The 19,408-nt window shown below is 43.1% G+C and carries 24 protein-coding genes; 7 read left to right on the top strand and 17 right to left on the bottom strand.

Features of this window, described 5'->3' with window-relative positions; genetic code table 11:
- Positions 1-345: 345 nt before the first annotated feature.
- From H9629_RS13195 to rplM, 5 genes are all read right to left on the bottom strand, one after another.
- Positions 346-993 (bottom strand): hypothetical protein, encoded by a 648-nt coding sequence (locus tag H9629_RS13195; RefSeq protein WP_064102544.1) that lies wholly within the window; start codon positions 991-993, stop codon positions 346-348.
- Positions 994-1,011: 18 nt separating this feature from the next.
- Positions 1,012-1,440 (bottom strand): ClpXP protease specificity-enhancing factor, encoded by a 429-nt coding sequence (locus H9629_RS13200; protein ID WP_064097056.1) that lies wholly within the window; start codon positions 1,438-1,440, stop codon positions 1,012-1,014.
- 9 nt (positions 1,441-1,449) lie between these two features.
- Positions 1,450-2,103 carry a glutathione S-transferase N-terminal domain-containing protein gene (locus H9629_RS13205; protein ID WP_144725317.1) on the bottom strand — a complete coding sequence of 218 codons (654 nt, stop codon included), beginning with the start codon at positions 2,101-2,103 and terminating at the stop codon, positions 1,450-1,452.
- A gap of 333 nt (positions 2,104-2,436) precedes the next feature.
- Positions 2,437-2,823, bottom strand: coding sequence for a 30S ribosomal protein S9 (gene rpsI, locus H9629_RS13210; protein ID WP_064097058.1), 387 nt, complete (start codon positions 2,821-2,823; stop codon positions 2,437-2,439).
- 13 nt (positions 2,824-2,836) lie between these two features.
- Complete coding sequence (gene rplM, locus H9629_RS13215; RefSeq protein ID WP_004281682.1) at positions 2,837-3,265, bottom strand: 50S ribosomal protein L13; 429 nt, start codon at positions 3,263-3,265, stop codon at positions 2,837-2,839.
- A gap of 302 nt (positions 3,266-3,567) precedes the next feature.
- Between rplM and pdxA the strand changes: the two genes are divergently transcribed.
- From pdxA to H9629_RS13230, 3 genes are read left to right on the top strand one after another with little or no spacing between them, the layout of a single operon-like run.
- Positions 3,568-4,539 (top strand): 4-hydroxythreonine-4-phosphate dehydrogenase PdxA, encoded by a 972-nt coding sequence (pdxA, locus tag H9629_RS13220; RefSeq protein ID WP_171255303.1) that lies wholly within the window; start codon positions 3,568-3,570, stop codon positions 4,537-4,539.
- Between the two features lie 33 nt (positions 4,540-4,572).
- A complete protein-coding gene (rsmA, locus tag H9629_RS13225; protein WP_064102540.1) occupies positions 4,573-5,385 on the top strand; it encodes a 16S rRNA (adenine(1518)-N(6)/adenine(1519)-N(6))-dimethyltransferase RsmA in 813 nt (270 codons plus the stop codon).
- 6 nt (positions 5,386-5,391) lie between these two features.
- Complete coding sequence (locus H9629_RS13230) at positions 5,392-6,237, top strand: symmetrical bis(5'-nucleosyl)-tetraphosphatase (protein WP_064102539.1); 846 nt, start codon at positions 5,392-5,394, stop codon at positions 6,235-6,237.
- A gap of 53 nt (positions 6,238-6,290) precedes the next feature.
- On the opposite strand, the gene H9629_RS13235 is transcribed toward H9629_RS13230, so the two are convergent.
- The 8 genes from H9629_RS13235 to H9629_RS15505 form a co-directional block, all read right to left on the bottom strand.
- On the bottom strand, positions 6,291-6,737 hold the full coding sequence (locus H9629_RS13235; protein WP_064102538.1) for a DUF2147 domain-containing protein: 447 nt from the start codon (positions 6,735-6,737) through the stop codon (positions 6,291-6,293).
- A gap of 140 nt (positions 6,738-6,877) precedes the next feature.
- Positions 6,878-7,327, bottom strand: a complete 450-nt coding sequence (locus H9629_RS13240) for a DUF2147 domain-containing protein (RefSeq protein ID WP_064102537.1) — start codon at positions 7,325-7,327, stop codon at positions 6,878-6,880.
- Between the two features lie 61 nt (positions 7,328-7,388).
- Positions 7,389-7,838, bottom strand: coding sequence for a DUF2147 domain-containing protein (locus tag H9629_RS13245; RefSeq protein WP_064097064.1), 450 nt, complete (start codon positions 7,836-7,838; stop codon positions 7,389-7,391).
- A 198-nt stretch (positions 7,839-8,036) separates the two neighbouring features.
- Positions 8,037-8,483, bottom strand: coding sequence for a DUF2147 domain-containing protein (locus H9629_RS13250; RefSeq protein ID WP_064097065.1), 447 nt, complete (start codon positions 8,481-8,483; stop codon positions 8,037-8,039).
- 86 nt (positions 8,484-8,569) lie between these two features.
- Positions 8,570-9,244 (bottom strand): LrgB family protein, encoded by a 675-nt coding sequence (locus H9629_RS13255; protein ID WP_064097066.1) that lies wholly within the window; start codon positions 9,242-9,244, stop codon positions 8,570-8,572.
- A gap of 9 nt (positions 9,245-9,253) precedes the next feature.
- Positions 9,254-9,625: a hypothetical protein gene (locus H9629_RS13260; protein ID WP_064097123.1), complete on the bottom strand. Its 372-nt coding sequence runs from the start codon at positions 9,623-9,625 to the stop codon at positions 9,254-9,256.
- Between the two features lie 34 nt (positions 9,626-9,659).
- Positions 9,660-11,000: a ribosome rescue GTPase HflX gene (gene hflX, locus H9629_RS13265; RefSeq protein ID WP_064102536.1), complete on the bottom strand. Its 1,341-nt coding sequence runs from the start codon at positions 10,998-11,000 to the stop codon at positions 9,660-9,662.
- A 77-nt stretch (positions 11,001-11,077) separates the two neighbouring features.
- Positions 11,078-11,209: a hypothetical protein gene (locus H9629_RS15505; protein ID WP_263600648.1), complete on the bottom strand. Its 132-nt coding sequence runs from the start codon at positions 11,207-11,209 to the stop codon at positions 11,078-11,080.
- Positions 11,210-11,399: 190 nt separating this feature from the next.
- On the opposite strand from H9629_RS15505, the gene H9629_RS13270 reads away from it, so the two are divergent.
- Positions 11,400-12,209, top strand: a complete 810-nt coding sequence (locus tag H9629_RS13270; RefSeq protein WP_191731265.1) for a lysophospholipid acyltransferase family protein — start codon at positions 11,400-11,402, stop codon at positions 12,207-12,209.
- A 36-nt stretch (positions 12,210-12,245) separates the two neighbouring features.
- Here the strand turns inward: H9629_RS13270 and H9629_RS13275 are convergent, their stop codons facing one another.
- Positions 12,246-13,880 carry a phospholipase D family protein gene (locus H9629_RS13275; RefSeq protein WP_081406388.1) on the bottom strand — a complete coding sequence of 545 codons (1,635 nt, stop codon included), beginning with the start codon at positions 13,878-13,880 and terminating at the stop codon, positions 12,246-12,248.
- A 102-nt stretch (positions 13,881-13,982) separates the two neighbouring features.
- Between H9629_RS13275 and H9629_RS13280 the strand changes: the two genes are divergently transcribed.
- The gene (locus H9629_RS13280) at positions 13,983-14,993 is read left to right on the top strand and encodes a metallophosphoesterase (RefSeq protein ID WP_064097069.1); all 1,011 of its coding nucleotides are present in this window, start codon (positions 13,983-13,985) and stop codon (positions 14,991-14,993) included.
- A gap of 24 nt (positions 14,994-15,017) precedes the next feature.
- Here the strand turns inward: H9629_RS13280 and H9629_RS13285 are convergent, their stop codons facing one another.
- The 3 genes from H9629_RS13285 to trhA form a co-directional block, all read right to left on the bottom strand.
- Complete coding sequence (locus tag H9629_RS13285; protein ID WP_064097070.1) at positions 15,018-15,419, bottom strand: hypothetical protein; 402 nt, start codon at positions 15,417-15,419, stop codon at positions 15,018-15,020.
- Positions 15,420-15,549: 130 nt separating this feature from the next.
- Positions 15,550-16,857, bottom strand: coding sequence for an MFS transporter (locus tag H9629_RS13290; protein ID WP_191731266.1), 1,308 nt, complete (start codon positions 16,855-16,857; stop codon positions 15,550-15,552).
- A gap of 142 nt (positions 16,858-16,999) precedes the next feature.
- A complete protein-coding gene (gene trhA, locus H9629_RS13295) occupies positions 17,000-17,644 on the bottom strand; it encodes a PAQR family membrane homeostasis protein TrhA (RefSeq protein WP_081406389.1) in 645 nt (214 codons plus the stop codon).
- Positions 17,645-17,747: 103 nt separating this feature from the next.
- Between trhA and H9629_RS13300 the strand changes: the two genes are divergently transcribed.
- Entirely contained in the window at positions 17,748-18,971 is a 1,224-nt protein-coding gene (locus H9629_RS13300) for a class I SAM-dependent methyltransferase (protein WP_064102534.1), read from the top strand.
- Positions 18,965-19,396 (top strand): GNAT family N-acetyltransferase, encoded by a 432-nt coding sequence (locus H9629_RS13305; RefSeq protein WP_064102533.1) that lies wholly within the window; start codon positions 18,965-18,967, stop codon positions 19,394-19,396. The genes H9629_RS13300 and H9629_RS13305 overlap by 7 nt, the downstream gene beginning before the upstream one ends.
- Positions 19,397-19,408: the final 12 nt, after the last annotated feature.

Here is a 19,408-nt window from a genome sequence, read left to right on the forward strand (position 1 = left end):
TTACCCATGTGAGAGTAAGTCATCGCCAGCTCATTATTCGAAACACCCCCGGTCTAAAGGCCGGGGGTGTTTTTTTATGGGGGGAATTTAGTCGAAAGCTTAGACACTTTTTAGATGTATAAAAGGTACTGGAGCGGCTAGAGCTTCCTGAAAGGAATAATCTAAGGGAGAGAGCGTGTTTCAAAACCCGATAACATGGCTTTGGGCACATGATTACGGGGCTGGTCCTAAGTTGAAATGATCTGGCTTATAAGAGCCTACCAAGCCTGCAAAGTATAGATGCCGCTGTTGAAATGCAGGAAATAAAAAAACCAGCGATTCGCTGGTTTTTTACTGCTGGCTATTTTAGCCAAATACACGCATAACGGCTGCAATCAACACCCAGAGAATTGCAATGGCTACGATTGGTTCAACAATCTTTGCCCATGTTGGGGTTTCTACAAGAATAACATCTTCGACATCTTGATGCTGCTGATTCTGGCTTACCATTTGATTAAACTCCTTCATTGATGCTTCCAATGATAGCTCTTCTTGTACAATTGGTTTAGAGCCTTTTAGTTCTATTAGCTTATTTGTTGTCCAAATCCAGTCATCTGCTTGACCGGATAAATGTTCAATTTGTCCTTTAAGAAGTTCTTGAATACTATTCAGATTATGATTGCCGGTATCATTTAACTGTTTCAGCTCATTGAGCTGGAAATGAAAGATTTCTGAGGTGACCTGCTCAAGTTGCGGTCGTGGCAAGGCTGACTTGTTTTCAACTTGGGTCGTCAGGTGGCGGGCAATTTCCAGTATATATAATTCATCTGGATGCTTGATTTCATTATAAATTTTTTGCGGATTGTGACGCCACTCAGTAATAAGTTTACCTAAAGTTAAAGCATTGATTTCGCAGATATATTTTCGCCTTTCTTCTTTTGTATACTCTTTTAGAAGCTCAGGCTTTTGAGTTTCTATCTGTTCAACAAAATATTGTACTAAATCAAAAGCCATTCACTTACTCCATTATTTTTAATCTAATAGTCTTAAAGTTGTTTTTTTCTTTGGTGGTTCAGCTGGTTCTTCAGTGCTTGATTTTAAAGCATCTTCATCATTTTGTGTATGCTCATATTCACTTGGATCAAAGAATAAACCTTGTCCATTTTCACGTGCATAAATACCCAGTACTGCTTCTATAGGTACATAGATATCCCGAGATACACCGCCAAATCGGGCCGAGAAGCTAATCGCATCATTGCTTATATGCAGCGCATGGACGGCATGGGGTACGATATTCAGAACAATTTGTCCATCTTTAACAAACTGCTCCGGAACCATTGTATTTGGACGTGTAGCATCCACCAATAGATAAGGCGTCATATTGTTGTCGCAAACCCACTCATAGATTGCACGTGCCATATAGGGACGGGTAGGGCTAAGGTTGAATTCTTGTTCGGACATGAGGTTTCTCTACAGATGCTTGAGTTGCGCTGAATAACGGTTCTTTTCCTGCAATGTCATGGATTTTACAAAAGCAGGACGACTGAATATTCGCTGGCAATACAGGTGAAATGGACGGCATTGCTGCTGTGGTAATTCGATACCCATGTGTTTCAGACGGATAAAAATTGGTGCCAGCATGCAATCTAGGATACTAAATTGTTCAGACATAAAATAGGGAAAATGCTGGAATAAGGGCATTAGTGAAATCAGAATGTCCTGTAACTGTTTCTGTGCCTTAACTTTGGCTTTCTTATCCAGGGTATCAGGATGACATAGCATGATATCAGCCAGTTTCAACCAGTCATTTTCAAAGCGCCAGATATATTGGCGTTGTTCTGCACGTGGCATTGGAGCATCGGCATAGAGTTTATTCTGGCGATAACGATCATCTATATATTCAGAAATAATCGGCGTATTGAATAATTTGAGCTCATTTTCAATCAGCATCGGCAATTGATTATAAGGATTGAGACTGGCCAAATCCTCATCATCAGTATCTACCAAAATCAGGTTATATTTAATCTGTTTTTCGGCAAGTACGTAGCGAATCCAATGGGAACGAAAGTCATCGGCATGACTATAGAGAGTAATTCCTTGAAGAGGCGCGCTTTCGACTGACATAAATCCTGATAAGCTTCTAATGAATAGACTAGGATACTAAAATTCAACCCAAAAAGCACTAATCATCAAAAGTCACTCCCTTTGAGTCGGGGTAGATTATAAGAAAAACAACAGGAGGAAAATAAAATGCTGATCAAGCTTCCTATCATTTTGCTGTTTATCTGTATTGGGATTGCAAATTATTATTTGATGAAGTCATTCTGGTGCCATGAAGGGGTATGGGGTAAAGATGTGCATGAACAATAAAGAGAAAATCTTTCCATCTACTCGACTAATATACCCATAAAAAAACCCTGGAAAATCCAGGGTTTTTTGTCCGATTCGGTAAACGAATTAACGTTTAGAGAATTGAGGACGTTTACGAGCTTTACGTAAACCAAGTTTCTTACGTTCAACTTCACGAGCATCACGAGTAACGAAACCAGCTTGACGAAGAGCAGGTTTTAAAGTTTCGTCAGAAGCGATCAGTGCACGAGTAATACCGTGACGGATAGCGCCTGCTTGACCACCGATACCACCACCAGCAACAGTGATGTAAAGGTCATATTTGTTAGTCGCTTCAAGAAGCTCAAGTGGTTGGTTAACAACCATACGAGCAGTTTCACGACCGAAATACTGTTCAAGAGTGCGGTTGTTAATTACGAGTTTACCAGTACCAGCTGATAGGAAAACACGTGCAGTTGCGGTCTTACGGCGACCTGTACCATAATTAGTAGCCATGTGCTGTTATCCCTTAGATGTCCAAAACTTGTGGCTGTTGAGCAGCGTGTGGATGCTCAGTACCTGCATACACTTTCATTTTCTTGATCATTGCATAACCAAGAGGACCTTTAGGTAACATACCTTTAACAGCTTTTTCTAGAACTGCTTCTGGTTTGTGAGCGATTAACTTTTCAAAGTTAGTCTCACGGATACCACCAGGGAAACCAGTGTGGCGATAGTATTTCTTATCTTGTGACTTTTTACCAGTCACAGTGATTTCTTCAGCATTGATAACTACGATATAGTCGCCAGTGTCAACGTGAGGAGTATAAGAAGTTTTATGCTTACCGCGTAAACGACGAGCGATTTCAGTCGCAAGGCGACCTAAAGTTTTGCCAGAAGCATCAACAACGTACCAGTCGTGTTGAACTTCAGCTGGCTTAGCGCTGAGAGTTTTCATTAAACCACTACCTATTATAGTTGGTTTGGACTATGGAATCTGTCCAAACTAAAGGAGACGCGATTCTAAACGAATACGTGAAGAATCACAAATGAAAATTAAAATTTCAAGCGCTGTATTTTATCTAATCTCCTTGGTGAAAGAAAGGCCTAAGCCATTATATGCTGCAAAAACTGCAACTATATTTGTAACCATAGTTTCAATCGTATCAAAATATTGATTTATAAGTACTCTTTGCAATGATCACTACAGCGTAGGCGTGATCGGGTTATAATATTTCTCAGCTTTGCCAAATTGAGAAGATGATGCTGCCTTTATATGTCACCAGTGGGGAACCTGCTGGAATTGGTCCTGATATTTGCCTGAGTCTTGCAGAGCGTGTTGATGAGCGCCCAATTGTGGTATTAGCAGATATGGATATGCTCAAGCAACTTGCTCAGACACTTAAATTGCCGGTTGAGCTGATTCCGTATCACGGGCAGGATGCATCTTCAGGTATCGGTGAGCTTTTTGTAGAGCATGTACCTTTGCAGCAAGAGGTGGTATTGGGTGAATTGAATCCGAACAATGCTGCTTATGTACTGGAGCAACTGCGTCGATCCGCAGACTACGCCATGTCAGGAAAAAGTGTTGGCGTTGCGACTGCGCCTGTACAAAAATCTGTAATTAATGAAGCAGGTATTTCTTTTAGTGGCCATACCGAGTATTACCAGGAATTTGCTGGTGTTCCACGTGTGGTCATGATGCTGGCCACCAAAACCTTACGTGTGGCTTTGGCTACCACACATCTTCCTTTACGTGCCGTGGCAGATGCAATTACCCCTGAACGCTTGCATCAGGTAATTGATATTCTGATTCACGATCTGAAATCCAAATTCAAGATTGAACAGCCGAAGATACTGGTTTGCGGTTTAAATCCGCATGCGGGTGAGGGTGGTTACTTGGGGATGGAAGAAATTGAAGTGATCAATCCGGTACTCGAAAGTTATCGTGCTCAAGGTATCAACATGAGTTTAAGCCTACCTGCTGATACTTTGTTTACCCCGGAAAACCTAAAAGATGCTGATGCTGTTCTGGCGATGTATCACGATCAGGGTTTACCTGTGTTAAAATCACAGGGTTTTGGTGAAGCCATTAATATTACCCTCGGCTTACCGTTTATTCGAACTTCTGTTGATCATGGCACAGCACTCTCCCTTGCGGGGACGGGACTTGCGAAAAGTTCCAGCCTGCACGTTGCTGTCGATTTAGCCCTCGATCTGGCGCGCCACTGATTATTGTTCATCACTCACGTTGGAAATGTTTTTATGTATCAAATTAATGCCTTAAACCCAAAAGATGAAGGGCATCAGGCTCGAAAAAGATTTGGTCAAAACTTTTTACATGACCAGCGTGTCATTGCCAAAATTGTACGCTCAGTCAATCCGCGTCCAGGTCAGAACATTCTGGAAATTGGCCCGGGTCTGGCCGCTTTGACTTCACCTTTAATTGGTGAATGTGATGCCTTAACCGTACTTGAGCTGGATCGTGATCTGGCTGCTGGTCTGCCGGGTCGTGTACCGCATCCGGAACGTTTAACCATTATTGAAGCCGATGCCTTGAGATACGATTATTCTCAATTGTTTCAGGAAGGTCGTCCATTACGTGTCGTTGGTAACTTGCCCTATAATATTTCAACGCCACTGTTATTCCATCTCCTGGAATTTGGTGACAAAGTGCAAGACATGCATTTCATGCTGCAAAAAGAAGTCGTGGACCGCATTACCGCATCACCGAATACCAAAGAATATGGCCGTCTGTCGGTGATGATTCAATATTTCTGTAAACCGACTTTCCTGTTCGAAGTACCACCAGGCTCTTTTAATCCGCCTCCAAAAGTAACTTCAGCGGTATTCCGTTTAGAGCCTTATAAAGTTAAACCGATTGTGGCGAAGAATGAAAAAGCGCTGGCACGTCTGGTATCTCATGTCTTTACCCAGCGTCGTAAAACCTTGCGTAACAGCTTGAAGGGTATGCTGGTAGAAGATGGTTTTGAAAAAGCGGGTGTTGACCCGATGGCGCGTCCAGAAACCCTGACCCTTGAACAGTTTGTTGTACTTTCAGATCAAATGGTGGCTTAAATTACGATGAACCGTACTGCTCGATATAATTATGTGATTGGTGATGTTCAAGGCTGTTTTGAGGCTTTGAAAGCTTTGCTTAAACAAATCAAGTTTGATGCAGATCAGGATTTTATCTGGTTTGCTGGAGATTTGGTGGCACGGGGTGAAAACTCAATTGGCGCACTGCGGTTTATCAAGAAACTGGCTGAGCAGGGTGCGGCTGCAACTGTCTTGGGAAATCATGATTTAACGTTGCTGGCCTATGCCCGTGGCATCAAGCCAGTAAAAGCAAAAGACAATGTTCAGGATGTCATTGATGCGATCGACAGCGATGAACTGATTGACTGGCTACGTAAACAGCCACTTTGTTTATTTCCCAATGAGCAGACTATTCTGACCCATGCCGGGATTCCGAGTCTCTGGAGTGCAGAAAAAACTGCACAGCTGGCACAGGAAGTAGAAGCAATTATTGCTCATGATGACTTTGATGTGCTGGATAATTTTCTCAAAGAGATGTTTGGGAAAGAGCCGGCACTTTGGTCAGATCAACTGCAAGGTCAAGAACGTATTCGCTGTATCGTAAACTATCTCACCCGAATGCGTTTAACCGATGTAGAAGGACGTCTGGAATACAGTTTTAAAGATGGGCTGGATGATCCGATGCCGGAAGGCTTTAAACCCTGGTTTGATTTTGAGTCCCAGGCTGCGAAAAGTCATCAGATCCTGTTTGGTCACTGGGCAGCTTTAAATGGTAAAACCATTTCAGACAGGATTCAGAATGTCGATGGTGGCTGTGTTTGGGGCAATCAGCTGATGGCATTTCGTCTGGAAGACCAGCAGATGTTTGCAGTTAACAATCCGGTGATGTAAGTAAAGCTATTAAAAAAGCCACGTGATTACACGTGGCTTTTTTAATTTTAAATTTAGTCTGCCCGAATCCAGGTCTGGTTTCGGCCCAATACAGAAACACCAATACTGGCACGTAAAGTTAAGCGTTTCCCCGTGTTGTTCAGACGCATTTTTGCATCATAAATTTTACCTACCAAGGGATCAATAACTTTACCTTTTTCATAGTTATTGGTGCCTTCTACATGTTTTAGGCCCCTGATAATGGTCATTCCCAGAATAGGCTGATTGGTATAGGGCGCGGGGCAATTATTGCATTTTTCACGTGGCGTATAACCCGGGCGAGGAGTGATCTTTACAATTTTGCCTGAATAGGTGTTGTTGTCCTCTTTGAAAATGACAATGATGGCTTTTGCTGCACCACTTTTATCATCAATCTGTTGCCAGATCCCGGTAATATCTTTTGCCCAAAGGTTGGTCATGCATGCTGCTAGCAGTATGACAAGCAATATTTTTCTAAACATAGAGGCTTATTCCACAGAATTTTTATCAGCGCCGCTCATGTTAGAAATCTTACTAAAATAGTCAATAATTATTTGAAAAAATCTAGAATGAATGCACTAAAAAGCTGCCAATTCGGCAGCTTTTGTATACTCAGAATTTATTAGTCCTGACGGATCCAGGTCTGGCTACGGCCTAAAGCGGAAACCCCAACATAACCACGCAAGGTTAAACGTTTGCCATTCGCACTCAAGCGTACCTTGGCATCATAAATTTTACCTGATAGTGGATCAATCACTCTACCTTTCTCGTAGTTATTGGTGCCTTCCACATTTTTTAAACCAGTCAAAACGTCCATGCCTAAAATAGGTTGATTGGTATAAGGGGCCGGACATTTATTGCAGGTTTTCTGAGGCGTATAGCCTGGACGTGGAGTCACTTTGACAATTTTTCCAGCAAAAGTTCCATTGTCATTTTGACGAATTTCAATAATCGCTTTTGGTGAGCCGGTTTTGTCATCAATTTGCTGCCAGGTGCCAGTTAAATCCTGTGCATAAATCATCCCGCTCATCATTGTCACGAAGAACATTAATACTAATTTAAATTGTTTCATTATATTTATCTCTTTTTTTATGGATGAAATAAAAGATCCCCAACACCGAAGTGCTATTTTATTAATCCTGACGGATCCAAGTTTGTGTACGCCCGATAGCAGATATCCCAATATATCCACGTAAGGTCAGTCGTTTCCCATTGGCGGAAATCCGCCCCTTTAAATCATAAATTTTGCCGGTGAGTGGATCGAGTACCTGGCCATGTGCAAAGTTATTTTTGGTGGTGGGCTTCAATCCTTTAATGACATCTAAACCCAAAATCGGTTTATCTGTATAAGGTGCCGGACATTTGATGCATTTTTCCCGTGGTGTATAACCCTGGCGGGGTGTGACTTTAGTAATCGTTCCTGTATAGGAACCATCTGCTTCAGTTTTCATTTCAATCAATGCTTTAGGTGAGCCAGTTTTATCATCAATCTGTTGCCATAGGCCAGACAGTTCCTGAGCAAATGCCATAGAGCCAGTAAATAAAGAAGCTGAAATAATAGTTAAAGCTGCAATTTTATGCATGTTATATCCTTATTTTTTTAATTAACGTTCACCCAATTCCATGTGGTGAACGTTGCTGCACATTACCCGAATACATTTTCATAATCTTTATTGCATGAAAAAGTATGTGTCTAATATTCATACAACTTAATGTATAAAAATGCAAGCTTCTATCTACTAAAGCATAAATTAATCACATTTTATGTGATTAAACCTGACTTATTCATATTTGATCCAGGTCTGACTACGGCCCAGTGCTGAAACCCCTACATAGCCACGCAATGTCAGACGTTTTCCATTGGCACTCAATTTCGCTTTGGTATTATAAATATTGCCTGATAATGGGTCGAGAAGTTTACCCTGACTGAAACTGTTATTGCCTGTGTATTTCAGGCCTGTCAGTACATCCAGTCCTAGAATTGGCTTATTGGTATATGGAGCGGGACAGGAAACACAGGTTTCTTTTGCTGTATAACCAGGGCGCGGAGTGATTTTCGTAATTTTAGCTGTATAGACGCCTTCTGATGTCTCACGAATCTCCAGGAATGCTTTAGACGAGCCGGTCTTGTCATCAATGCTTCGCCATGTCCCTGAAAGGTCAGAGGCCAAAGCCAGATGGCTGAAAGAGGCTAAAAGTAAAGTTGAAAAAAATTGAACCTTTTTCATATATCTGTTCCTAGGTAAGATTAGTGTTCTTACTCTATAGTAAGAACGATTACCACATAAAACAAACAATTAATTTGATTCACTAGTCACATTTTTTGCAGATACAGTATAAAAGTTGGCAACCAGATTGCAGTAAAGACTGCATTTACCGCCATACCAAAAGCAGCATAACGACCTGCAACACTGCCGCGCTGCCAGGCCTGAGCTGTGCCGATGGCATGTGCTGCCAGTCCCAAGGCGAGTCCGGATGCACGTTCATCATTAATATGTCTCAGAATAAACGGAGAAAAAGCCGCACCAATCACACCGGAGAGAATCACAATCAGAATAACCATACTGATAGGTGCATCCAGCAGGGTGGCAATATTAATTGCAATTGGCGTAGTGACGGCACGAGTAGCAAAAGCCAAAATGTCGGCAGAAGCCATATGTAGCAGATAAGCCAGACCCATCGGTAAGGCAACCGCACTGATACTGGCAAAGACCAAAATGCCGATAATGGCTTTGAGCGGCAAATCATCATAGCGCATGGCAGCCAGAGGAATAGCCAATGCGACTGTTACATAGCCGAGTAAATGGTTGAAAAGTGGATTTACTTCATCCATGTAATTTTCATAGGGAATTCCGAGTGCAAATAAAAGTGCCAGCACAAAAAACATGCTAAACACGATGACGGGAATTTGCGGAATGATCCGGTTACAGGGTTTGGCAATCAGATAGGCGATGAGTGTGACCGCGAAGCCATACAAAATAGATAACATGCGGAACTCCTATAACCAGCGCTTGGCCATTTTGGCATACACCCATAAAGGAATTAGGGTGCTAAAAAACATGATGAACAGAAAAGCCGGAATTTTCTGGCCCATATGTACCAGCATCATTAGGGCACCTGCACTGACGGGAAGGAAAGCAAAGGCACTTTCCTTCATCAGTTTGTTATTGGTATCCACCAGGCGAGCGGGGAGTTTGCCGAAATAGCGCCAAGTAAAAAGTGCAATTAATAGGCTTAATAACCCGACCAGATTACCCAGTTCAGGATGATTCAGCTGGGTCATTAACCAGACCGAAGCTTCCCGAAAGATAACAATAAGTAACAGGGTGCCGATCCATGCTGGCCAGTCAATTTGTTTTATCCAGTTCATTACTCTGATCATTAATAAGTTTACTTATCAAGTTTTACTCGATCTTTGACTGGATTTCAAACGCTTCCAGTGGACGTTGAAACTGCTGCGCCTGTTTTCCCAAAATTTCGTCTAAAGGTAAATGCGCCTGTTTAATCAATTGTTCCAGTTTTTGTGGCGCAATTCGAATATGCAGATGCAGTTGGCCTTCATCATCATAATGTTCAGACTGAATCACATTCAAGCTATACAGCTGGTTGCGCAGCTTGCCGTAGGCAGGTTTGAGAATTAAATCGAAGGACTGCAGTTGCCCCATCAAGGATTCATGTACCGCTTTACGCAGCAGGTCGATACCTTCGCCAGTATGTGCCGAGACATAGACCCGTTCCGGTTCACCCGGGCGTCGATAAATAATTTTGGCTTCTTCACCGCTACAGTCAATTTTATTGTAAACCTGAAGGATGGGAACATCGGCCCCAATTTCTTTCAGCACTTTTTCAACGGCTTCAATCTGTTCCAGCATCTCTGGACTACTTGAATCAATCACATGCAGTAACAGTGTGGCTTCAACGGTTTCTTCCAGCGTTGCCTTAAAGGATTCCACCAGTGAATGGGAAAGATTACGGACAAAACCGACCGTATCGGCCAATACCAGATTGCCGATACCATCCCATTCCAGACGCCGTAAGGTAGGGTCCAAAGTGGCAAACAGCTGATCGGCTGCATAAACATCGCTATTGGCGAGTAAATTAAATAGGGTCGACTTACCGGCATTGGTATAGCCGACTAAAGATACTGTTGGAACAGCTGCTTTTTGACGGGCAACACGGCCTTGCATCCGGGTTTGGCGGACTTTATCAATACGTGCCTTGAGTTGCCCCATACGGATACGTAGCAAGCGCCGATCTGTTTCCAGGAGGGTTTCACCCGGACCACGCAAACCGATCCCGCCTTTCTGGCTGTCGAGATTGCCACGACTACGAATCAAGCGCGAAGATAAATGCTGTAATTGTGCCAGTTCAACTTGCAGCTTGCCTTCGTAGCTACGTGCACGCTGGGCAAAAATATCCAGAATCAGTTCGGTACGATCTACCACGCGGCATTTGATTACCTGTTCCAGATTCCGGGCTTGAGCAGGGGTTAAGGCATGATCAAAAATGACCAGATTGGCATCTAGTTCTTTTACACGTTCGGCAATTTCTTCTGCCTTGCCGGAGCCGATAAAAAATTTGGCATCAGGTTTAACCCGCTGAGCATGAATATGTTCCAGAATTTCGGCATCTGCAGACTGTGCCAGCAAACGAAACTCTTCAGCATCAAGGTCATCCAGCATTTGTACGCTGACACTCACCAGAATGACGCGCTCTTTCCCTCGATGTTGTTGTAAATATTCCACTCAGGCCGATCTCCACTTAAAAACTTAAGTGTAGTAGAAAACGGACTATACAGATACTGAATTAGTGCGGCTTAGGTTTAAAGTGCGCTAATAAATAGTTGTGCAAGTGTTACCAGTACTACGGCATAGATAAGGGTACCACCCAAAATATATTTGAGCACTTGTAGAGGCTGAAGAGTTTCTTTCGCGGGCTGTATTTGATCTGGCATGGCTGCGATCCTTTTCAATCTAATATTTCGATAGTTTTATTTTGAATGATTTTTTAATCCAATTAAAATTGGAGATATAGATGTTATTGGCCGATTTTTATTATCAATGCAAGTTGCGAATGAACAGTATAGAATGAGTTTAATTCGTAGATATTCCCTGTATCTAGCTTAGGATTTTAGTGACGTTTTTATGAACCCGACTGTACAAGATCAAACATCCGACATACGTGGCTTGACAAAATTCTTCCTCTACACAAGAAAAATTGGTGCCTTGCTGGCAGCCATTAGTAACGGATTTTATCTGGTTTTTCGTCATGGCTTATATAAAAATCCGAATAATCCCTCCAATACCCGTTATGTGCAATATTTTTGCCGCCAATTGTGTCAGGTTTTTAATATTAAAGTGCAGGTGCATGGGGAGATTCCACGGGAACCCGCTTTATGGGTAAGCAATCATATCTCTTGGCTAGACATTGCAGTGCTGGGATCAGGGGCACGCGTATTTTTCCTGGCCAAGGCCGAGATTGAAAACTGGCCCGTTTTTGGAAAATTGGCCAAAGGCGGCGGCACCTTATTTATTAAACGTGGTTCTGGAGATTCTGTCAGAATTCGTGAACAAATTACTGATTTTCTCAAGCAGGATATTCCGGTGCTGTTCTTTCCTGAAGCCACGACTTCAGATGGCCGTTTTATTAAAAAGGTTCATGGCCGGATTCTAGGGGCTGCGATTGAAGCTAATCGTCCAGTGCAAATCTGTTTGATCTGTTATGTGAATCAGCAGGGTGAACTGGATCTGGTCGCGCCGTATGTCAATGATCTGAGTTTTGCTGCCCATGTCAAAAAAGTACTGGAAATGCCAGAAGTTACTGCACATTTAATGGCTTTGCCTGCAATTTCTTCCGAGGGGCATACGGTAGACAGTCTGACTCGTGTGGTACAGGAAAAAATGCAGGAAGGCTTACATGAGTTGCAATCCCAAGTATTAAAAAAGCCTCGGTAAACGGGGTTTTTTAGAAATAAAATTTATGCGTCGGTCTTACATAAAGCCTTCAATTGGCAACCACGACAACAGTTTTAATCCGGTTTTCTGATACCATTTTATTCCTGGCTCTTTGCTAAAGGTTTTTATTTCGCCATTGGCTTTCCTGATTTTCCAGTTAATGTTCTGGTTCGCATCTAAGACCAGTTTATAGGCATATTTACTCAAATTCTGATCCATGGTTTCGTGTACGGCTTTTGCCAGAGCAGGGCTGTTTAGCAACACACCAATTTCAGTATTCAGATAAGCTGAACGCGGATCAAAGTTAAATGAACCGATGAAAACCTGTTTTTGGTCTAGTGCCATCAGTTTGGCATGCAGACTGGAGCGACTCAGGCCTTTCAGGCTAACTTTTGCTTTTTTGGCAATCTCTTCTGTATTGACGTTTAAGTTGTGTGAATCTGGGGCAGCCAGAAATTCATATAGCTGTACATCATTTTCCAGCAGGTCCTTTCGATATTTGGCATAAAAGGCATGTACTACAGAAACGTCATTGGCTTTAAATGAGTTGGTTAATACCCGAACCTTGATATTCTCATTCACCAGTTTTTTCAGACGGTCTGCACCGGTTTTTTCCGGCACGAAATAGGCAGAGACAATGTCTACACTCTGTTCAGGCTTTTCCAGATGCTGTAATAACTGGAAATTGAGATGTTCTTCAGTTTTGGCTTTGGCCTTGATTTTACTGGGTGGATCTTTGACGACTTCTGCTTCAACCCAGTCTAGCTGAATCTTCTGTTCTAACCATTGATCAAAGGCCAGAGAACGATTTGCCAGATCCAGATAATTCTTTGTGGCTGGATCCTGACTATGGGCTTCAAGCTGTTGCCTCAGGCTCGGGAAACGTAACCCGTGATGGTGCGGATTGACAATTTCTTGTACCGGATAAGCATAATCATCATTCCAGTATTCATCGAAGGAATGGATGATTTCATCCGAAGCCGCACCGACCAGCATGACATCGACATCCGAGAACTGATAGTTTTCACTGACATTATAATACTGGTTGCTCATATTACGCCCACCAATCAGTGCAATCTGGTTGTCAGCAATAAAGCTTTTATTATGCATGCGGCGATTGATTCGCTTTAAATCCAGCACCATGTCCATGGCGCGATATTTACGGAAACGATAAGGGTTGTACAGTTTCACATCGATATTCTGATGCTGGTTCAAGGCCAGATAAATCCCTTCCATTTTCTTGGCATTGTTATCATCCATCAACAGGCGTACTTTTACACCACGGTCCGCTGCCTGAATAATGGCATGCAGGGCGAGGGCGCCAATGCGGTCGTTATCCCAGATGTAATATTGCAGATCCAGACTGCGTTCTGCTTTATGGATCAGCTGCATACGTGCAGCCAGTGCTTCCAATGGATCATAAAGCACGCGATAACCGGTCAGACCGATATTCTGTTCACGTAAAGGTTCAATAATTTGAGCCAGACTGGTTTGCGAGGTATCAGTTTCAAATGCCATCTGGCTTGGCTGTTCAGTTTGCTTGGGTAAGGTGCTACATGCAGGAAGTCCCAGTACTAGACTACAGCTTAGTAAAATGCCGGCTTTATAACGATGGGTGCGGATAAAACCTGAGGATTGAAGATAGATTTGATCGCTGGAAGCATTGGCCATATAAGTCGCAGAATGAAAAATTAGAATTGAGTATAATTGCCAGCTATGAAAAGATAAATATAAAGCCAGTGATATACTGCTTGACTGAAACAAGGCGAATATATGTGGGATTCAAATTCCGTACTTTTTTATTGTTATCTCGGCATGGCCATTCTCGCCATCTGGGCTGTGTATCAGGCTTGGTCGAGTCAAACCCGCACCGAGACCATTCACCCATTTAAAGCATTCTGTCATTTACTGGCTTTTTATCTTTCCTATTTATTAATCCCATTGGTGTTCTTCAGTATTTTTGCTGGATGGACGGGTCATTATTCGCTACATGAAGCTGTTTTTGTATTTCTACTCAGTGCGGTTTTAAGTTATGCACGCTTTATTGAGCCGCATCTAATTCAAGTGAAAACGACACAATATCAGATCAATGCGGATAAACGTTTACAGAAACCGGTCAAAATCGCCCTGATTGCAGACTTGCATATCGGTCTGTTTTCAGGGCATGAACGGCAGTTACGACAAATTGTACATAAATTAAATCATATTCAGCCTGATTTGGTGGTGGTCGCCGGCGACTGGACCTACGAACCGGAAAATAAACTGGCTCAAGAGCTGGCAGTTTTAAAAGAGATTCACGCTCCGGTCTATTCAGTCAATGGTAACCATGACGAGCAATATCCTGGCCCCCCGATTCAGGAATTGTTGCATTATGCACTGCAAGTCAATCAGGTCATGGATATTGAAGGTCAAATTGTCGAATTTGATGAGTTCCGTCTCTTGGGCGTAGGCGACCTCTGGGCTGGAAAAGCTGATATGCGCAGTTTGCCTGATCTCCCTCAGGACAAGCCCTGGATCATTCTTTCGCATAACCCGGATACGGTCGATATGGTTCCAAAACTGCCAACGCGTCCTTTGATGCTGTCCGGGCATACCCATGGCGGGCAGGTGGAGCTGCCTTGGCTGACCGATTATGTGATGAAAAGAGTGTCCATTTTAGGACATAAGAAAGGCATGTACCGTCATGAACATGCAGATGTGTTCGTGACAGTTGGAACGGGGCTGGTTGGTGTACCTTTTCGCTTCCGGGTACCACCTACCATTGATATTATCGAACTGATTTAAAGTCAGTTCGCCTTCTGTGCAGGATTAACTGATCAGCCAGATCAGAATCAGCAAGATGACAGCGACTGTTGCTATTATCCAGATTTTCTTTTCGATTTTTCGGGGCGGTACATTTTCACGTAATTGTTGTGCAGTGATTTCAGCTTCTGTAGGTGCACTCAAACTAGGATGATTGGGAATTTCCAAGGGAGGCGTGACCAGGTCAATATCATCAGCATCATCACTAAAACGTGGGCCGGTACTTTCATGTTTCATGACGATGTCGTGTTCACGCACAATCTCTTCAATTACTTGCAGCGCCTGAACTTCATCTAAAGGGGTATTCCCGGTGATATAGCCAACAGCTTCTTTTTTCTTATCATCTTCCAGTAAAATAATGATATTGACCAGCTGTTCCTGTGATAAGGATTCGATGAAATCTTGCATACCCGTGCCTCATTTTTTGAATTGAGTCCATTTGATTGTTGAGCAAATTTAACGAGATAAGTAGCAGAGTTTTGTTGTGAAATCATAAAAAAGCCAGCATCGAATGCTGGCTTTTCATCCATCTAAAATCTTAGATCTGGTTATTTACATCATCATTCTTGGTTTCACGAATCATCAGAAACGCGACTAGGGACAGGATCGATGCTGCGGTCAGGTAGTAACCGACTGCAGACAAACCATAAGTAGTCGCCAGTTTGGTGGCGATTAACGGAGCAAATGATGCACCGAAGATACCTGCCAGGTTAAAAGTCAATGCAGAACCGGTATAGCGGACTGAAGTCGGGAAGATTTCAGATAATACGGTACCGATAGGCCCATAGGTTAAGCCCATGATTGACAGACCAATACACAAAAACAGGAACACCACCAGGGTACTGCCAGATTCAAGCATATCTGCAAAGAAAATACCGAAGATCGCAGAAACGACACATACCGCAATCGAAGTAGTCTTACGGCCAAATTTCTCTGCCAATACTGCTGAAAGCGGGATGAATGCAGCAAAACACAGGGTTGCAACTAACTGCAATTGCAGGAATGCTTCACGAGAATAACCAAGTTGTTTGGTTCCCCATTGCAGCGCAAATACCGTAGTCAGGTAGAACACGACAAAGGTACAGATTGCGGCAATCGTACCCAGAACCAGCATGCGGGAATGCTTTTTGAATACCTGAACAAAAGGAACATTCACTTCTTGTTGTTTATCCAGCACTTTCTGGAAAGCAGGCGTTTCATGCAGTTTTAAACGGATCCATAAACCCATAATTACCAACAAGGCACTTGAGATAAACGGAATACGCCAGCCCCACGCCATAAAGTCAGCTTCAGACATGAAAGCGCCAAGCGTCAGGAAGGAACCTGTCGCCAGAATAAAGCCGATTGGGGCACCCAGTTGCGGGAACATGCCATACCAGGCACGCTTACCTTCAGGTGCATTTTCGGTGGCAAGCAGTACTGCACCTGACCATTCACCACCCAGACCCAAGCCCTGACCTAAACGGCACAGTGCCAGCAGCAGTGGCGCAGCAATCCCGATTTGTGCATAAGTTGGCAGCAAGCCAATCGCAACGGTTGAAATCCCCATGGTCAGCAAAGCCGCGACCAATGTCGCTTTTCGTCCGATCCGGTCACCTAAATGACCAAATAATGCAGCACCAATAGGGCGGGCAATAAAGGCAATGGCAAAAGTCGCAAGAGACTGAATGGTTGCGGTCATCGGATCTGTACTTGCAGGGAAGAACAGATACGGGAAAATAATAACAGCAGCGGTGGCATAAATATAAAAATCGAAGAACTCGATTGTGGTACCTACCAAGCTCGCTGTTAAAACGCGAAATTTTGAATTTTGTGCTGGCTGAGCAGCAGAATTAGACGACGCCATGGAAAACCTTACACTTACTAAAAATAAAAAAACTTAGTTTTAAAAGCGTAATCTTTTTAAAAAAGGCGTAATTTTTTAAAAAAACAACTGCAATCTTCTCGCTTAAACTCGCTCAGGGTCACTGAAATGAAAAAGGAGATGATTAAATCACGTAAAGATAGATAGCCAGAAAATGTGATCCTGCGCCTATCAATACAAATATGTGCCAGATAGCGTGGGTATATCTTACTCTTTTTAAAGCGTAAAACAATGCACCCACGGTATAAGCCAATCCGCCAATGATGAGAAAGGTTAAAGATTGAGCACTTAGATATTGCTGCATATCATCCATGACCAGCAGTGCCAGCCAGCCCATGGCCAGATAAGCAGCCAAAGAAAGTTTCTGGAAACGATGAATGAAAACGAACTTGAAAAGTGTACCAAGGATGGCAATCACCCACAGCGCAATCAATAAATAATGGGCTTTAGGGGTGGGAATGGCGATTGACAGAAACGGGGTATAGGTTCCGGCAATCAAATAATAAATCGCGGTATGATCGACTTTTTTGTAAAAATAACGACGGTCTGCTGTGGTGGCCATATGGTAAAGCATGGAAGCAGAAAACAGCAAAATCATGCTGAGCGCATAGACCCAAAGCCCAATCCATTGTCCGGTACTTAGATAAGAACCTTTAATAATTAAAAGAATACCGGCAACAACGGAGAGTCCGGCACCTATACCATGACTGACATAGTTAATCCGTTCCTCATTCTGATCATAATCTGGAACCAGTGGAGCATTCTGCATCATTGTCATTCTTTCTTCAAATATACACTTGTATAGTAATTCAATTTTGCTTTTAGGTTAAGAAGATTTAAACTTAATATGCAATTCATTTCAGGTTTTATCTATGTCAACATTGGCAACTCTCTCGGACCAGGAACAGCAATTCCTGGATACATTTCAGCAAACTGTTGAAAGGAATCAGTTTGATCGTCTGATCTTAAGCCAGTATAAGGGTGAGCTGCAGGATTTAGAGAAAATGACCTGGCGAGTCATTACATTAAATGAACAACGGGTATTGAGCTGCCTGTATCGCTACAAGACGCAGGATGTCACTAAAAACTATCCTTTGGAAGAAGCGTTATCGCAGGTGACTACATTGCTAGCATGTTGCAAGCAGGCCAATCTGATGACAGTAGATGAAGAATTACAGCTGAAAAAAAACAAGAAAAAAGCCATGTTGACACGCAACAAACATACAGGATCTGCTACTCAGGCAAAGCCCGCTGAACAAATTCATGACCGGATGAAACAGCGTTTCGTGGATCAGGACAGTATTTTTCTCCAGCATCTTGGCATTACCGATCAAAAAGGGCAAATCATTCCGAGCATGGCGCGCAAATGGAAACAGATTAACAAATTTGTGGAAATTTTCTCAGGCGCGCTGACGCAGATCAAGCCACAGGCTGAAGGCCTGCGTGTAGTAGATTTTGGTTCGGGTAAAGGCTATCTGACCTGTGCTTTATATGACTATATGCAAAAATATGGTCAAACGCCGTATGTCACGGGGGTAGAGCTTAATCCAAAAATGGTCGAGTTCTGCCAGAGTGTCGCGCAACACTCCGGCTTTGAGCAGCTGGACTTTTTCCAGGGGGATGTACGTACTTATGCGCCAGAACGCCTGGATGTGATGATTGCCTTGCATGCCTGTGATGTAGCAACAGATTTCGCGATTCATAGCGGGATTCGCCTGAATGCACAGATGATCATGTGTGCGCCATGTTGTCATAAGGAATTACGTCCACAGTTACAAGCACCCAAAGTCCTGAGTCCGATGTTGCAATTCGGTATTCATGCGGGACAGCAGGCCGAAATGCTGACTGATACCATACGTGCTTTACTGCTCAAAGCTTATGGTTATGAAACCAAGGTATTTGAATTTGTGGCGCTGGAACATACCAGTAAAAATAAAATGATTCTGGCGACAAAACGCAAAGACTATCAACAACCTGATCAGGAGATTCTGGCACAAATTCAGGCCTTAAAAGAGATGTATGGAATCCAGAAACATTCACTGGAATTGTTGCTCAATGATCAGTGGGATCAGCAGGGAATTGGCTCTAAATGCTAAGTAGCCCAGAACTTAAAATAATTTCCGGGAGCTGGAAGGATTTGGCAGTGCATGCCAAAGTGATTCGTGAAGCTGTGTTTATTCAAGAACAGCATATTGCAGCTGAAGATGAGTGGGATGCTGAAGATGCGGTTGCTGTACATTTCATTGTTTTTCAGCAGGATCAGGCGATTGCTACAGCACGCTTATTGTCAAATAGCAGTATCGGTCGGGTTGCGGTCCTAACCACAGCACGCGGTTTAGGTGTTGGTCAGCGCCTGATGCAGGCCGTGATTGACTATGCGCGTGCAGAGCAGCGCGAGTTGGTCAAGCTGTCTTCGCAAGTGCATGCCATTGGCTTCTATCAAGCATTCGGGTTCGAAGTTCAAGGCGAGGAATATCTGGATTGTGGCATTCCACATATTAATATGTATTTAAAGCTTTAATTTTCAGCCATT

The organism is Acinetobacter pecorum, from assembly GCF_014837015.1.
GTDB classification, from domain to species: domain Bacteria; phylum Pseudomonadota; class Gammaproteobacteria; order Pseudomonadales; family Moraxellaceae; genus Acinetobacter; species Acinetobacter pecorum.

Bases quoted from the DNA above. Each gene is read 5' to 3' on its own strand.
- H9629_RS13195 (WP_064102544.1), bottom strand. From the start codon at position 993: ATGGCTTTTGATTTAGTACAATATTTTGTTGAACAGATAGAAACTCAA.
- H9629_RS13200 (WP_064097056.1), bottom strand. From the start codon at position 1,440: ATGTCCGAACAAGAATTCAACCTTAGCCCTACCCGTCCCTATATGGCA.
- H9629_RS13205 (WP_144725317.1), bottom strand. From the start codon at position 2,103: ATGTCAGTCGAAAGCGCGCCTCTTCAAGGAATTACTCTCTATAGTCAT.
- rpsI (WP_064097058.1), bottom strand. From the start codon at position 2,823: ATGGCTACTAATTATGGTACAGGTCGCCGTAAGACCGCAACTGCACGT.
- rplM (WP_004281682.1), bottom strand. From the start codon at position 3,265: ATGAAAACTCTCAGCGCTAAGCCAGCTGAAGTTCAACACGACTGGTAC.
- pdxA (WP_171255303.1), top strand. From the start codon at position 3,568: ATGATGCTGCCTTTATATGTCACCAGTGGGGAACCTGCTGGAATTGGT.
- rsmA (WP_064102540.1), top strand. From the start codon at position 4,573: ATGTATCAAATTAATGCCTTAAACCCAAAAGATGAAGGGCATCAGGCT.
- H9629_RS13230 (WP_064102539.1), top strand. From the start codon at position 5,392: ATGAACCGTACTGCTCGATATAATTATGTGATTGGTGATGTTCAAGGC.
- H9629_RS13235 (WP_064102538.1), bottom strand. From the start codon at position 6,737: ATGTTTAGAAAAATATTGCTTGTCATACTGCTAGCAGCATGCATGACC.
- H9629_RS13240 (WP_064102537.1), bottom strand. From the start codon at position 7,327: ATGAAACAATTTAAATTAGTATTAATGTTCTTCGTGACAATGATGAGC.
- H9629_RS13245 (WP_064097064.1), bottom strand. From the start codon at position 7,838: ATGCATAAAATTGCAGCTTTAACTATTATTTCAGCTTCTTTATTTACT.
- H9629_RS13250 (WP_064097065.1), bottom strand. From the start codon at position 8,483: ATGAAAAAGGTTCAATTTTTTTCAACTTTACTTTTAGCCTCTTTCAGC.
- H9629_RS13255 (WP_064097066.1), bottom strand. From the start codon at position 9,244: ATGTTATCTATTTTGTATGGCTTCGCGGTCACACTCATCGCCTATCTG.
- H9629_RS13260 (WP_064097123.1), bottom strand. From the start codon at position 9,625: ATGAACTGGATAAAACAAATTGACTGGCCAGCATGGATCGGCACCCTG.
- H9629_RS15505 (WP_263600648.1), bottom strand. From the start codon at position 11,209: ATGCCAGATCAAATACAGCCCGCGAAAGAAACTCTTCAGCCTCTACAA.
- H9629_RS13270 (WP_191731265.1), top strand. From the start codon at position 11,400: ATGAACCCGACTGTACAAGATCAAACATCCGACATACGTGGCTTGACA.
- H9629_RS13275 (WP_081406388.1), bottom strand. From the start codon at position 13,880: ATGGCCAATGCTTCCAGCGATCAAATCTATCTTCAATCCTCAGGTTTT.
- H9629_RS13280 (WP_064097069.1), top strand. From the start codon at position 13,983: ATGTGGGATTCAAATTCCGTACTTTTTTATTGTTATCTCGGCATGGCC.
- H9629_RS13285 (WP_064097070.1), bottom strand. From the start codon at position 15,419: ATGCAAGATTTCATCGAATCCTTATCACAGGAACAGCTGGTCAATATC.
- H9629_RS13290 (WP_191731266.1), bottom strand. From the start codon at position 16,857: ATGGCGTCGTCTAATTCTGCTGCTCAGCCAGCACAAAATTCAAAATTT.
- trhA (WP_081406389.1), bottom strand. From the start codon at position 17,644: ATGCAGAATGCTCCACTGGTTCCAGATTATGATCAGAATGAGGAACGG.
- H9629_RS13300 (WP_064102534.1), top strand. From the start codon at position 17,748: ATGTCAACATTGGCAACTCTCTCGGACCAGGAACAGCAATTCCTGGAT.
- H9629_RS13305 (WP_064102533.1), top strand. From the start codon at position 18,965: ATGCTAAGTAGCCCAGAACTTAAAATAATTTCCGGGAGCTGGAAGGAT.